The 13,757-nt window shown below is 34.1% G+C and carries 16 protein-coding genes; 5 read left to right on the forward strand and 11 right to left on the reverse strand.

Annotation, left to right across the window (positions count from 1 at the left end):
* Positions 1–391: 391 nt before the first annotated feature.
* The 3 genes from J3U57_RS02345 to J3U57_RS02355 all read right to left on the reverse strand — a co-directional run bounded on the left by J3U57_RS02345 (position 392) and on the right by J3U57_RS02355 (position 3,335).
* Entirely contained in the window at positions 392–943 is a 552-nt protein-coding gene (locus tag J3U57_RS02345; RefSeq protein ID WP_267343901.1) for a hypothetical protein, read from the reverse strand.
* Between the two features lie 112 nt (positions 944–1,055).
* Positions 1,056–2,696 (reverse strand): hypothetical protein, encoded by a 1,641-nt coding sequence (locus J3U57_RS02350; protein ID WP_267358424.1) that lies wholly within the window; start codon positions 2,694–2,696, stop codon positions 1,056–1,058.
* Between the two features lie 303 nt (positions 2,697–2,999).
* Complete coding sequence (locus J3U57_RS02355; RefSeq protein WP_267343899.1) at positions 3,000–3,335, reverse strand: nitrous oxide-stimulated promoter family protein; 336 nt, start codon at positions 3,333–3,335, stop codon at positions 3,000–3,002.
* A gap of 75 nt (positions 3,336–3,410) precedes the next feature.
* On the opposite strand from J3U57_RS02355, the gene J3U57_RS02360 reads away from it, so the two are divergent.
* Entirely contained in the window at positions 3,411–4,241 is an 831-nt protein-coding gene (locus J3U57_RS02360; RefSeq protein ID WP_267343898.1) for a shikimate 5-dehydrogenase, read from the forward strand.
* A gap of 55 nt (positions 4,242–4,296) precedes the next feature.
* Here the strand turns inward: J3U57_RS02360 and ycaO are convergent, their stop codons facing one another.
* The gene (gene ycaO, locus J3U57_RS02365) at positions 4,297–6,063 is read right to left on the reverse strand and encodes a 30S ribosomal protein S12 methylthiotransferase accessory factor YcaO (protein WP_267343897.1); all 1,767 of its coding nucleotides are present in this window, start codon (positions 6,061–6,063) and stop codon (positions 4,297–4,299) included.
* Positions 6,064–6,186: 123 nt separating this feature from the next.
* On the opposite strand from ycaO, the gene J3U57_RS02370 reads away from it, so the two are divergent.
* The gene (locus J3U57_RS02370; protein WP_065634591.1) at positions 6,187–6,534 is read left to right on the forward strand and encodes a DUF4282 domain-containing protein; all 348 of its coding nucleotides are present in this window, start codon (positions 6,187–6,189) and stop codon (positions 6,532–6,534) included.
* A gap of 83 nt (positions 6,535–6,617) precedes the next feature.
* Here J3U57_RS02370 and tsaD read toward each other — a convergent pair whose 3' ends face one another.
* From tsaD to coaE, 4 genes are read right to left on the reverse strand one after another with little or no spacing between them, the layout of a single operon-like run.
* A complete protein-coding gene (gene tsaD, locus J3U57_RS02375; protein WP_267343896.1) occupies positions 6,618–7,637 on the reverse strand; it encodes a tRNA (adenosine(37)-N6)-threonylcarbamoyltransferase complex transferase subunit TsaD in 1,020 nt (339 codons plus the stop codon).
* On the reverse strand, positions 7,637–7,840 hold the full coding sequence (gene yacG / locus J3U57_RS02380) for a DNA gyrase inhibitor YacG (protein WP_416379644.1): 204 nt from the start codon (positions 7,838–7,840) through the stop codon (positions 7,637–7,639). The genes tsaD and yacG overlap by 1 nt, the downstream gene beginning before the upstream one ends.
* A 38-nt stretch (positions 7,841–7,878) precedes the next feature.
* The gene (gene zapD, locus J3U57_RS02385) at positions 7,879–8,616 is read right to left on the reverse strand and encodes a cell division protein ZapD (protein WP_267332980.1); all 738 of its coding nucleotides are present in this window, start codon (positions 8,614–8,616) and stop codon (positions 7,879–7,881) included.
* Between the two features lie 2 nt (positions 8,617–8,618).
* A complete protein-coding gene (coaE, locus tag J3U57_RS02390) occupies positions 8,619–9,227 on the reverse strand; it encodes a dephospho-CoA kinase (protein WP_267343894.1) in 609 nt (202 codons plus the stop codon).
* A gap of 369 nt (positions 9,228–9,596) precedes the next feature.
* Between coaE and lexA the strand changes: the two genes are divergently transcribed.
* Both lexA and J3U57_RS02400 read left to right on the forward strand, forming a co-directional pair.
* Positions 9,597–10,223 carry a transcriptional repressor LexA gene (gene lexA, locus J3U57_RS02395; protein WP_267332982.1) on the forward strand — a complete coding sequence of 209 codons (627 nt, stop codon included), beginning with the start codon at positions 9,597–9,599 and terminating at the stop codon, positions 10,221–10,223.
* 51 nt (positions 10,224–10,274) lie between these two features.
* On the forward strand, positions 10,275–10,646 hold the full coding sequence (locus tag J3U57_RS02400; RefSeq protein ID WP_267332983.1) for a hypothetical protein: 372 nt from the start codon (positions 10,275–10,277) through the stop codon (positions 10,644–10,646).
* Positions 10,647–10,710: 64 nt separating this feature from the next.
* Here J3U57_RS02400 and J3U57_RS02405 read toward each other — a convergent pair whose 3' ends face one another.
* Genes J3U57_RS02405 through J3U57_RS02415 form a run of 3 tightly spaced genes read right to left on the reverse strand, consistent with a single transcriptional unit; the run spans position 10,711 to position 12,931 of the window.
* Complete coding sequence (locus J3U57_RS02405; RefSeq protein WP_267343893.1) at positions 10,711–11,436, reverse strand: ABC transporter permease; 726 nt, start codon at positions 11,434–11,436, stop codon at positions 10,711–10,713.
* A gap of 15 nt (positions 11,437–11,451) precedes the next feature.
* Positions 11,452–12,135 (reverse strand): ABC transporter permease, encoded by a 684-nt coding sequence (locus J3U57_RS02410; protein WP_267332985.1) that lies wholly within the window; start codon positions 12,133–12,135, stop codon positions 11,452–11,454.
* A 7-nt stretch (positions 12,136–12,142) separates the two neighbouring features.
* On the reverse strand, positions 12,143–12,931 hold the full coding sequence (locus J3U57_RS02415) for a transporter substrate-binding domain-containing protein (RefSeq protein ID WP_267332986.1): 789 nt from the start codon (positions 12,929–12,931) through the stop codon (positions 12,143–12,145).
* A gap of 538 nt (positions 12,932–13,469) precedes the next feature.
* Here J3U57_RS02415 and J3U57_RS02420 point away from each other — a divergent pair.
* A complete protein-coding gene (locus J3U57_RS02420; protein ID WP_065634191.1) occupies positions 13,470–13,718 on the forward strand; it encodes a hypothetical protein in 249 nt (82 codons plus the stop codon).
* Positions 13,719–13,757 lie beyond the last annotated feature (39 nt).

Below are 13,757 nucleotides of genomic sequence, written 5' to 3' on the forward strand. Positions count from 1 at the left end.
GCCCGATGCCCGATGCCCGATGCCCGATGCCCGATGCCCGATGCCCGATGCCCGATTAAGACCACATTTTAACATATTTTTACCATTCCTTGTAGTTAATTTTATTAACTTTTTCAAAAAATACAACATATTAGCTTTTATATATATCACCTAATGTAACTCATTTGTACGCGATAATATCAAAAATTCAGTCTAATATTAAAATAGAATAATCAAATTGTAATGTGTATTTATGTAAATGTTTGTTAAGAATCTACGATAAGTCGATTAAAATGCACGTTAAATCTATATTTTATTGACTAATCTCACCGATTATTAATCGTTAGTTTATTGAAGATCTACAAAACAAAAGTAAAAAAATAGTTATCCTTTCATTAAATAATGATCTCACTTAAGATCTGAACAATTGCCGCTGTAAACTAAGCATAAATTGTTGGGTTATTTTGTTATTATCACTATCAGGCTGCCAATTTTTTAGAAAAATTAATTGATTAGCATTAAGATGCAGCGTTGTTCTTACAGTTTTTGAGGATAATTTTGGCATTATTTCAGGTTGTTGTGATTGATTTATAATTTTAGATTGATGATGAACTAGCGGATTGACTCTAGTATTAATATCTTTCTTTGATAAAGTAAAAAATTGATTAAACCACATTTGATATCCACTTAAATCGAAATCTCCAGCTATTTGATAGCCCCATTCCATTTTTTGAGCGTTATTAAAATGAAATGAAAGATTTCTTTTAGGAAACCCGCAATAAACTATAGGGTAATTGTTCAATTTACCTAGGATATTATGCATTATCTTCAACTTCTGTTGATATAGCTCACTAATGATATAAGCTGATTGATTATAAATTCTTAAAAAACTCCCCTCGTCAATTAAACTTAGATAGCCAAGTCGACGACTAATTTCTAACTTTTCAGTAATATGCATGCTCATTTTTTGTTCTTCAATTTTGGCGTGCTAGCGACTTCGCGCTAACACGCCGGTGACTGGGTAACTTTCTTTAATTAAAATAAAAGTTAATGTTATAATTTACTTCAGTGAAGAATTAACCTTTGCAAACTGCCCTAAGATATTTTCTACTATCTACTAGATCAATATCACTGTTATTGCCCATAAAAGAAACTGCGCCATCGCCAGTAATAACAATAAAGTGAGAAAACGCATCATGAACTTCTTTAGTCCAATAATGAGAATAGGAATAACCAGCTGTACTTGCTAAGGTTTGAGCTCCCCAATTGGCATCAGGATAAGACTTTTTGCCTTCAATATATCCCCATTCTGATAAAATACTTTCACCAATAGATCGTGTATAAACATTATTATGTAACACCCAATTTAAAGGAGCTGATTTAACAGGAGAATTCGTTAACTCACTACGTAAAAACATATTTTGTTCACCACCACATTTAATTTTGACCTGCTCGTAAGTACCATAAAAGTCTCCTTGTGGAATAGCCCAAACACTGGTTGGATTAAACGTATAATCAAATTTAATTGTTGGATCTCGTTTCAATGCAGCCCGTACCGTAACATCACCGGTTGGTTTTCCTTTTAGTAAGACATACCCCTGTGGGTCGATAGTCACTTGCCCACCAGGATTATTGGGAATACTAAAACTATAATCAGTCTGTGCGCCTGAAACAATTAATTGAAATTTTGCACCAGGAAAACCTGTCATTGGGAATTTTTTGCCAGCTGATACCGTTGGATTTACTTTAAACCCCATGTTAGGCACATAATCTGCAGTATAGCCACCCCCATAGACAGGATTTGGAACTTTGTACGTTTCTTGATTCCAATCAGCAATACCACCTGTAGATGAATTAACTCCACGCCATTGATACATAGGAAATATTTCTAAAGAATAAGGTTTAGCATAACAAACTTGAGGTTTAGAAGAAATTTGATAACGTTTCACTATTGGCACATAATCACTTTCCCGAGGGATACCATATTTAGAATAGGTCTTTACCTGTGTTGTTATTTCAAGCGTTAATGGCATCGGATAACTACTTCCGCATCCCATCGTTTTACTAATATCTGTAATTAATTTTCCATTACCGTCATACCACTGTTTACTGGTAAATGAGAGTAAAAATGGCTTTGATGCATCTATCCCATCACCATCTTTATCCGCATAATTTAATGTGTTATCCAATGAATTATAGTAAAAATTCTTAACGATAAAATCAGCAGGGCTTAACTCACCACTAAATTCCTTAATTACATCACCCTTGATATTGTTGCTTGCTTCACTGTAAAAAACACCATTAACCGTAAATCCTTGCTTATTCGCTGCCAAATCGATATTTATCACTTCCGGCGCACTGCCTTCTATCGCTTTCGCTGTCGTTGTACTTAATGCTTGAGCGGTATGAGTCGTTAATAAAATAAAAAATATCAATAAAGAACATTGCGCTAATGTCGATTGAATTAATTTAAAATAATCTTTTACATATAAATTATTTAACGAAATAATGCTCGAAAAGTGTTTAAGGAAATATAAAAATTTTAAAAATGTGAAAAAAGAGATAAAAGTCGATAAGTGCGAGGATAATCCACTGACGCGATGACTTGTTGTAACTAGACTATCTAATAATGCCCGATGCCCGATGCCCGATGCCCGATGCCCGATGCCCGATGCCCGATGCCCGATGCCCGATGCCCGATGCCCGATTAAGACCATATTTTAACATATTTTTACCACTCCTTGTAGCTAATCCCATTAGTTTTTTACTAAAAATACAACATATTAGCTTTTATATATCATCTAATGTAACTCATTTGTGCGCGATAATATCAAAAATTCATTCTAATAGTAAAATAGAATAATCAAATTGTAATGTGTATTTATGTAAATGTTTGTTAAGAATGATTAACACCTAAAACAATCAACCTCAAATAAATGATTTATTTTTATCACTGGCAACTTTAACCCTATCATGATCAACCTATTTTCAAACGACGTTTAGCAATAAAACTAATAGCTTTATTTTTTTAAATCAAACAAATTTTTATATAAATGCTTCAATGCCATAATCGGGTGATAAATTAGCATTCTTGGACCAGAAAATCGCATCACTTGTTTGATTTTTTGTTGGTAATCTTTACGATAACAATGTTTAGGGCATTTTTCGCAAGTTGTTTTATTTTCGCCAAAGCGGCATAAGATGAGTCTTCGCATCGCATATTGCAATAGATCATCACATTCATTACACAATTGATGCTTTTCAGTATGATGTTTTTTGTGGCAATATAAATGAATCATTACCTTAATCGTTGCTTTTTCTTGCTGTATTTTAGGACCAGTATTATTGGCTACCATAATCAAAATATACGCTAATATAAAAAGTGGTAAAATAAAGTTAATTATCAATTATAATCACAAGGATTCGTTACAATGGCAAGAATTATTAATAAAGATACCATAGTTTGTATGTCACTTTCTGCAAGGCCAAGCAATTTTGGAACCCGTTTCCACAACTTCTTATATGAAAAGCTTGATCTCAATTATATTTATAAAGCATTTACAACCAATAATTTAAAAGACGCTATTTATGGTATTAAAGCGTTAGCCATTCGCGGTTGTGCAATTTCAATGCCTTATAAACAAGCGTGTATTGAGTTTATCGATGAATTAGATGTTTCAGCAAGTTCAATCCAGTCAGTCAATACCATTGTTAATACCAATTATCATCTAACTGCTTATAACACTGATTATATTGCTGTAGCTAAACTTATTGAAGAAAATCAGATAGAAAATACCACGCCGTTTGTACTAAAAGGGAGTGGCGGTATGGCCAATGCCGTTATCGGTGCGTTTTACGATAAAGGCTTTAAAAACGGGATTATTGCAGCTCGAAACCAACAAAAAGGACAAGCACTGGCAAAACGCTATGGTTATAAATGGGTAAAAGATGAAACAGAAGTTCCTGCTGAACAAGCAAAATTAATTATTAATGTTACACCAATTGGAATGCAGGGCGGTATCGAAGCTGATCAACTATCTTTCCCTACGACAATGATTGAACAAGCCGAAATTGTGTTTGATGTAGTCGCATTACCTGTTGAAACGCCAATGATTAAATACGCAAGCAAATTAAACAAAACAATAATTTCTGGCGCTGATGTAGCGGTGATCCAAGCACTTGAACAATTTGTATTGTACACTGGAATTAGACCTAAAAAGGAGCTTGTTGAACAAGCCGCAGACTTTGCTAGAAAAGGTTAAACATCAATGTTAGATTTATTCCACCGAAACAATCGGTGGAATATAATTCAATTTCTTATAACATTGCCTGATGCAGTTTGTGATAAACAGAAAGCAATTTTTGATGCATTGTAAATTGTTCAAGATCGTTATTTGACATATTAGGATCGTTAAATAAATCCGTTAAACCAAAAAACTTTTTCTCACCATTGGCATATTGCCACATTTGATCAACACAATTTTTGCCATACATTTTATTAAATGCGTCTTGATAATTCTCAAACTGTTTTTTATCCCGATCAATGATAAAACTGACTAATGTTTGCAGACAACGATAAGCATGATTCCGTTCTGAGGTAAAAATTGATTCATTCATTTCAATTGTCCAATCGATCCATGTTTGTGCTTGAACTAAATCTTTTGCGGCTAATGCTAACATTGCTTTTAACTCACCAACACGTAAAGTTAACCATGCATTATCTTTACCTGTTGCAATACCAAGTAATTCACGAACGCGAGCAAAATCATCTAGCCCCTGCTCATCTAGCTGCTCTATAATTGCCAAATACTGTTTTGCTGTCAGCTTTTTATTCGGTAAAGATAAAATCAGATCTCTAAACTCAATTGCCATATTATTATTCGCAATTAAAAGATCTTCAGGCGGATAGATTTCTGACATACCTACAGCTAAAATGCGACAGGCATAAACACCAAGATGTTCATAGTCCATGATAAGAACCTCTGTTTTGTGTCGAGCAAAAATCGCCATAAGGTTATCAAACTCTTGTTCTGTTGTGCCAGAAAAATCCCAGTCAACAAACTCATAATCAGCTTGTTTATTAAATAGATCCCACGAAATTAAGCCACTTGAGTCAATAAAGTGGGTTTCTAAGTTACTTAAATCAGCCACTTCGTCATTATCAAAACTTGGTGGAGAAAACACATCAAGATCTTTCAAACTACGTCCTTGTAGTAGTTCTGTAACCGTTCTTTCAAGCGCGACACCAAAGTCAGGATGCGCACCAAATGAGGCATAACAAGTACCATTGTTTGGGTTCAATAATACGACACAGATAACAGGGAATTCACCGCCAAGAGAAGCATCAAAACAGTAAAGTGGAAAGCCTTCACTTTCAAGCGCATTTATAGCGGCTAAAACAGCCGGATAACGGTTAATGACTTCAGGCGGAATAGTTGGTAAGCTTATTGCTTCAGCAATTATCTTATTTTTAGTGTAACGCTCAAAAACTTCTGATAACCCTTGCACTCGAGCCTCATTACGCGTATTGCCCGCTGACATACCATTGGAAGCATATAGATTAGCAATTAAATTAACCGGTACATAAATCGTTTTCTGATCGGATTGTTGTACAAAAGGCAGTGCACAAATGCCACGCTCAGCATTACTTGATTGCAAGTCGACTAAATCAGTAGCAGTTAATTCCTGATCAGGATCATAAAACTTAAGTAATTTTTCGGATAAGATTCCTTTTGGCAAGCTATTATCTTGAGGTATTGCAAACCATTTTTCAGTTGGATAATGAACAAAATCAGAATTAGCAACTTGTTGTCCTAAGTAAAAGTCAGAAAAGAAGTAATTAGTTGATAAACGTTCAAAATATTCCCCGAGTGCAGAAGCTAAAGCGGCTTTTTTACTTGCGCCTTTACCATTAGCAAAGCAGAGTGGGCACTGTGTGTTTTGAATATGCACCGACCAAACATTTGGCACAGGATTAAGCCAAGAGGCCTCTTTTACCTCTAATTGGTATTTAGCGAGTTGTTGATGAAAATATTGGATGGAATCTTCAAGGGCGGCATCTTTGCCTGGAATATAAGTTTTCATGTGTTATCTCAGAATATTGTGTAATAATAGATTGCTTTATTCATTTATTTATTCTTAAATGTATACGCTATTAACTAAAATGAAAAGTAATAATCATTAATAATTTTTAATTAAGGAAATAAAATGAAGAAAATTATAAATTCCGAGGGTTTTTCATTAGTAGATTTTTTCTTTTTCAATAAAATGATCACACCAGTAATTATCACTATCCTTTATTGGGTAACATTGGTGTTAATAGTTTTAAGTGGATTAGGTGTCATTATTGCCAGTTTCCATAGTTTTCAATACAGTTTTTTAGGTGGACTTATCGCATTTTTTACAGGTGTCATAGGTCTTATTGTTGGTGTTATTTCTGCAAGAATCGGCTTTGAATTAGTTTGTGTGTTATTCAATATCAATCGTAATATTGAAAAATTAGCCGTAAACCAAAACAGCAGTAACGAAGACCAAAACAGTGACGACAAACAGTAGTGTTTATTTTAACAGTAGGCATTTGCCTACTGTTAAATATCGTTTGATTGAGCTTTAACTAACGTTTAAAAACAATCTTATTGTTACTTTAAAGCACTTAAAGGCCATCTAGGTCTCACCGCAATAGCTAAATCACTATGCTGCCCTTCCTTTAAATGTACCATTCCTGCATAAGCAATCATAGCCCCATTATCTGTACAAAATTCTAATCTCGGATAATAAACTTGTCCTTTGCGGTTTTTCATCAATACCGATAATTGTTGACGTAATGTTTTATTGGCGCTAACGCCGCCGGCAATAACTAGTCGATTAAAGCCTGTTTCATCAAGAGCTCTACGTGACTTAATTACTAAGGTGTCGACCAATGCATCTTCAAAAGCTCTAGCAATATCAGACTTAGTTTGTAAATCAATAGTGCCATCACAAGTGTTTTGATGAATGATGTTAGCAGCAGCGGTTTTGAGTCCTGAAAAACTAAAATCCAATCCAGGCCGATCGGTCATTGGCCTAGGAAAATAGAATCGATTTGCAATCCCCTGCTCTCCTAGTTTTGAAAGCTTCGCTCCACCGGGGTAATCAAGTCCCAATAATTTAGCTGTTTTGTCAAATGCCTCACCTGCTGCATCATCAATCGATTCACCGAGTAACTGATATTGACCTATGCCTGTAACACTAATTAATTGAGTATGTCCCCCCGAAACCAATAACGCAACAAAGGGAAATTCTGGTGGGTTATCTTCCAGCATCGGGGCAAGTAAATGTCCTTCCATGTGATTGACAGCAACTGCTGGCACATTCCAAGCGTAAGCAAGCGCACGGCCGATAGATGCACCAACCATTAAAGCGCCAATTAACCCGGGCCCTGCTGTATAAGCGACGCCATCAATATCCTCTGCCGTTATGTTAGCTTGTTTTAACGCGGCTTGAATCAATGGTACCGTTTTGCGAATATGATCACGTGATGCAAGCTCAGGCACGACACCACCATAATCAGCATGTAAATTAATTTGCGAGTAAAGTTGATTAGCTAATAGACCAGATTGATCGTCATAAACAGCAATTCCAGTTTCATCACAAGACGTTTCAATACCAAGCACTTTCATTAATGTTTTCCTATTAAATCAGAAAGATTATCTTCACTCCAAAGATTGTGTTCTGTGATTTCTTTATCGGGAATTCGATGTTCTTCTGCTGCCCACTCGCCCAAATCAATAAGCTGACAACGTTTGCTACAAAATGGTCTAAATAAACTTTTTTCCGACCATTCCACCTCTTTTTGACATGTTGGACATTTCACAAATTGCATTATTTTTTTGTTCATTTTGACTCTTTAATTTTATGCTATTAACAGCACGCTAATTCAAATTCTATCGTATCGGTACTCGTATTATCACAAGCTTCAAGCGGAATAAATCGAATACTATAACGCGACATATGACCCGATACTTGTGGATAAACATTTTTATCTAACGAAACACGAATACGAATAAGGTTAATGTCACCATTGGTTTCTTGAAAAAAATTATTGGCACAAGTGAATAATTTAAATTCACCAAGTTGGCGTATCAACTGCATACATGATGAGAGCGATTCATTTAAAATAGCAAGATGCTGCAACCAACTTTGTACTTGTCTATCTCGTTTTTCTGCTGATTGTTTTAACCACAGATAGAAAGAGGGAAGATCAAAACTACAGCACCCGCCAGGAATCATTAAGCGTTGGCGAATTGAGGTAATAAAACGATCATCTTTCAATGCTTGCCCTAATCGAGGTGCAGTATTAAATTTTAGTAAATAATGATCAAATTTATTAAGTAATTCGGTTATTAACTCTTGATCAACACCTTCAATATTTAACCAAGAAGATAGTTTTTGTTTTTGAGACTCGATTTCTTTAATCAAATCACTTCTAACATCATTACGTTCAATAATTTCTAATAACTCAGACAGTGCATGAAAAAAAAGTAACGCATTATTTTGATCAAAATGACAATGTAGATCTAATTGTTTTAATAAAAATTCAACACGTAACCAAGTACGCATCTTTTCATTTAGTGGATGTTCAAAAATAATCTTATCCATACTTATCCATTATTAATTTTAAGGTTATTTAAGTATTGTTGATGTAATTCATTTACTTGCTCAGTCAAACAAGCTAAATCACCATTATTGATGATTATATCATCAGCATAGGATAATCGTTTTTCACCAGAAACTTGAGATTGAATCATTTTTTGAGCTAACGCTATATCAATATTATCTCTTTGAACCAGACGCTGTAATTGTAGTGCTTTCGGAATATCGATCATCAAAACTCGATCAGCTAAGTGATGTAAATTATTTTCAATCAAAAGTGGCACCACCCAAATTACATAAACCGCAGTCTGTTTTGCAATTTGTTCCTGCGTTTTTTGTTGAATAATCGGATGTAATAAGTGGTTTAACCAAAGCCTTTCATGCGAATTATTAAAGATAATTTCCCGCAATTGACTGCGATCCAATTCACCATCAGGTAATAAGATTTCCTGGCTAAAATGTTTAACAATTTCAAGATAAGCATCAGTTCCAATCTGAACAACTTGCCTAGCAATAACATCAGCATCAATAATCGGCACACCTAATTGTGCAAAAAGATTTGCAATGGTACTTTTACCACTGGCAACACCACCACTAAGTGCAACAATATAAGACATGAATATAGTTTCCGATCTAATAATTACCATGATTAGTATATCATATAACTGAATCTCATTATATATGCTAATTTTTCTTACCTAAAAACAAAAAATACATTTTATTCAGAATATTATAATTTTTTTAATAAAAATCACTTATTGCAAACCAACATAAAAAAATTAAGTTAAGATGATAAAAATGATCACTATTGGAATAAAACAAAATTTATCTTTTTCAATAGAACTTGATTTTATCCAAATGAACAAGTTATCAACATATTGAAAAATTAATCAACCAATAAAAAATAAAATCAACAAAACTGTTGGTTTTATAGTATTAGCTGTATATAATCACATATATCTGTATATAAACACAGGAAATTGATAATGAGACCATTAACAGAACGTCAGCAGCAAATATACGATTTGATCAAAGAAAATATTCAAACAACTGGCATGCCACCAACACGCGCTGAAATTGCGCAAAAATTAGGATTTCGCTCCGCTAACGCGGCTGAAGAACATTTGAAAGCTTTAGCTAAAAAAGGGGCGATTGAAATGATAGCTGGTTCATCTCGTGGTATTCGTCTACTGCTCGAAACGTCCGATGATCAACATGATTTTGAAGGTCTTCCACTTATTGGGCAAGTGGCTGCCGGCTCACCTATCCTAGCGCAAGAACATATTGAAAGTCATTATCAAATCGATCCTTCTGTATTCAAACCCCAAGCTGACTTTTTATTAAGGGTTCACGGTATGTCAATGAAAGATATTGGTATATTAGATGGTGACTTACTTGCCGTGCACAAAACCCAAGATGTAAAAAATGGCCAAGTGGTAGTTGCACGAATTGATGATGAAGTCACCGTTAAAAGACTATCTCGCCATGGTAAACATGTACACTTACTAGCCGAAAATGAAGACTTTTCACCTATTGAAGTTGATTTAGAACAACAGAGCTTTGCTATTGAAGGTATTGCTGTAGGTATTATTCGTAATGGGTCATGGATGTAAATAAAAAGTTAGTATAAAATAGCAACTAATTATTGCTTAGGAGATAACAACATGTGGCTATTTTGGTTATATGAATTTTTAGGATTTGTTGCGATTTTTTTACTTATATTTGCTTATTGTCGATTTCGTGGACAAGGCTTTTGGTCGTTTATTTGGCGACACTTAAAATGGGTAGCATTAGCGATTGTTGCCGTTTGGCTAGTCATAGCCGTGCTCTGTCGTAACGACTTATATAATGCGACACATTGTTACTTTAGAGGTGTGAGTATGCATGCTAATACCAAGTACTCAATCTATTTAGAAGAATGTCAGATCGAAACACCAAGTGGGAGTTATGTACCAATCGATCGCACCAGAGCGTTACCGGGTTCTTCAGATCATGAAGATCATACCGAAGACTATGGCTACCCAGCAGCTAATTAATTATATAAATGATCATTTTACCAAAGCCATTATTGATACAATAATGGCTTAATATTTTGAATATTTAATTAGCTTTTACAGACCAATCTATTTGCATATATGCCAAACAACGCCTTTCTAATTTTCTAAATCCCCAAATTAATGTAAAACTAACACAAAGATAAATAACCGCAGCAATACCAAAGGCATGAAAAGGTTGATATGTTTCAGCATAAATGTCACGAGCAATTTTCATTACATCTTGAACGGTTGCGGTAAATGCTAATGCAGTTGAGTGCAACATAAAAATAACTTCATTACTGTAAGCAGGCAAAGCAAGACGAAAGGCTCTTGGTAAAATAATATATCGATATAATTGAAATCGGTTAAAACCTAAGGCTATTGCCGCTTGAATTTCACCATTGGGCACATTACGCATTGAGCCCGCTATAACCTCAGTGGTGTAAGCACAAGTATTTAAGGTAAACGCTAAAATAGTACAATTTAAGCCACTTTGAAAAAAATCATTAACCCATTGATGATTCTGCACAAAACTCAATGTATAAAGTCCTGTATAGATAACTAATAATTGAACATACAAAGGCGTGCCTCGAAAGACATAGGTGAAACACCAAATAGGTAACTTGATGTATTGATTTTTTGAATTACGACCAACCGCTAAAACTAAAGACAAAATACCGCCAAGGGAAACCGATAAGACCAAAATCCACAGCGTCATAGCTAGCCCAGTGATATTATACCCATCTGTCCATAACAACGCTTTCCAGTAGTCTTGAAGAATCTCTAACATGATAAGGCTCTTTGTTTATAATTTTGCTTTGGTTATACCAATGGAATAATGCTTTTCAAGCCACCACAAAGCAAGATTTGAAATAGTGGTGAAAAACAGATAAAACGCGCCAGCGATTAAAGCAAATAATAGTGGTTGATACGTTGCTTCGCCTACCGTTTTTGTTGCTTTAACTAAATCAAATAAACCTAATAACGAAACCAACGCAGTTGATTTTAAAACAACCAACCAGTTATTTGCTATTCCCGGCAAAGCAAAGCGCATCATAAGTGGAAACATAACATAACGAAAAACTTGAGTTTGACTTAATCCAAGTGCAATAGCAGCATTCAAGGTGTTTTTCGATACTGACTGATAAGCACCTCGGAAGGTTTCAGTAAAATAGGCGCCGTAAATAAAACCTAACGTAATCATTCCAGCTACAAAAGGATTAATTTCGATAATATCCATATTAAAAAAATCGGTAATATTATTGAGCGCAAATTGTAATCCAAAAAATATTAGCATCATAAGAACTAAATCAGGCACACCTCGAATTAAAGAGGTATAAGCCTGACAAAGTAATCGTAGTAATTTTATTTTAGACATTTTGCCTAAAGCACAAATCACACCAAGTAATACAGCCACAATCAACGAAGTGATTGCTAGTCCAATGGTAATTAAAGCACCTTGCAAAATAAGCGGAATATAACCTTGCATTACTTAATTATTTTTTATTGCCATAAACACTAAAATCAAAGTATTTATCATTGATTTTTTTATAGGTACCATCATTTAGAATCTCAACAAGAGCCTTATTAAAAGCCTCTCGTAATTCAGTATCATTTTTACGGAAGCCTAACCCTACCCCAACATCGAAATACGTTTTATCGGTTAATGCGTTGCCTGCAAACGCAAAACCTTTTCCTTGCGGTTGTTTTAAAAATGCATAACTACCGGTTACCTCATCTTGTAATGACGCATCTAAACGCCCCGCCACTAAATCAGAAAACACTTGTAATTGATTTTGATAAGGGACAATGATCACACCGTTTGGACGCCAAACTTCATTAGCAAAATGTTCTTGCGAAGTACCTTGTTCAACACCTACTCGCTTACCTTTTAAAGATTCAACTGTAGGCATAATATTGGCACCTTCTTTTGTGATTAATCTTGAATTAGTCACAAAAATTTCATCAGAAAACGCAATCTGCTTTTTACGTTTTTCGGTCATCATCAAAGATGACGAAATCATATCAATCTTTCTCGATAAAAGTGAAGGAATCAGTGCATCAAAATCAGTAGTTTTAAAGACACATTCAATATTTGCTTTAGCACAAAGTGCCTTTGTTATTTCAATATTAAAACCTGTAATTTCACCATTTGCGTCAATAAAATCGAATGGGGCATAGGAAGTATCTGAACCAATTTTAATTGATTCTGGTAATTTTGCCTGACTATATAATGGTAAACTAATCAAACTAATAAGGGATAGTACCTTTAAAAATATTTTCATAATGATGTCTCTTATAATTTTTTGAGGCGCATAATATAACGTGTTATGAATAAATTTAATAATAAAAAAATCTTTAATATCCGGTATAGTATAAGGATTGATTATTTGAAGTAGTTATTTAGAGTAAAAAGTATCGTATTAAAACTCCAAAAATCACATCGCCATATTAAAATGATAAATTGTATCTCTTAATTAAAGACAATATTAATCATGACCATTAACTGCAAGATAAAATTGTTAAACCTATTAAGATAACAGCAAGATTTTACTAGACTGTAATAAAGTTTACTCATTGCCGTTATAATTAAATAAGGATCAACAACAACCAAATAAATATAAACAAATTAGTGCTAGATGCTTATTGATTTAACTCAACGCAATTTAACACCATGTCTAACATTTGTTTAATAACACATTTGATATATTTTAATTATAATATTTATTAATAGATATAGTGATAACAACACTTACTTTATAAATTAAAGGAAATTTTATGAAAATAGTTATCAAAACAATTATATTAATTCTGATTCCATTTATGCTACAGGCAAAACCCGATGTGTCAAAAATCTATGGAAAAATAAAATTTGTTGATTCATTCCCCGATTACAGGGTGAAAGTCGTGAAAAGTTTTCCCGATCTGCGGGTCAAAAAAACGAATGGTTTTGCAAATAAACCCGGAGAGTGGAAAATAGTCGATAGTTTTCCAAATTACAAAATACAGATTGTCGATTCTTTTCCTGATTTTACTATTCAGTATGTCGATTCGTTTCCTGGAGTTAAATAATAATTAATCGGATAATTAAGTCGTCTGTTTTAACTTAAT

This window comes from Gilliamella sp. B3464 (assembly GCF_026536145.1).
In the GTDB taxonomy this organism is placed as follows: domain Bacteria; phylum Pseudomonadota; class Gammaproteobacteria; order Enterobacterales; family Orbaceae; genus Gilliamella.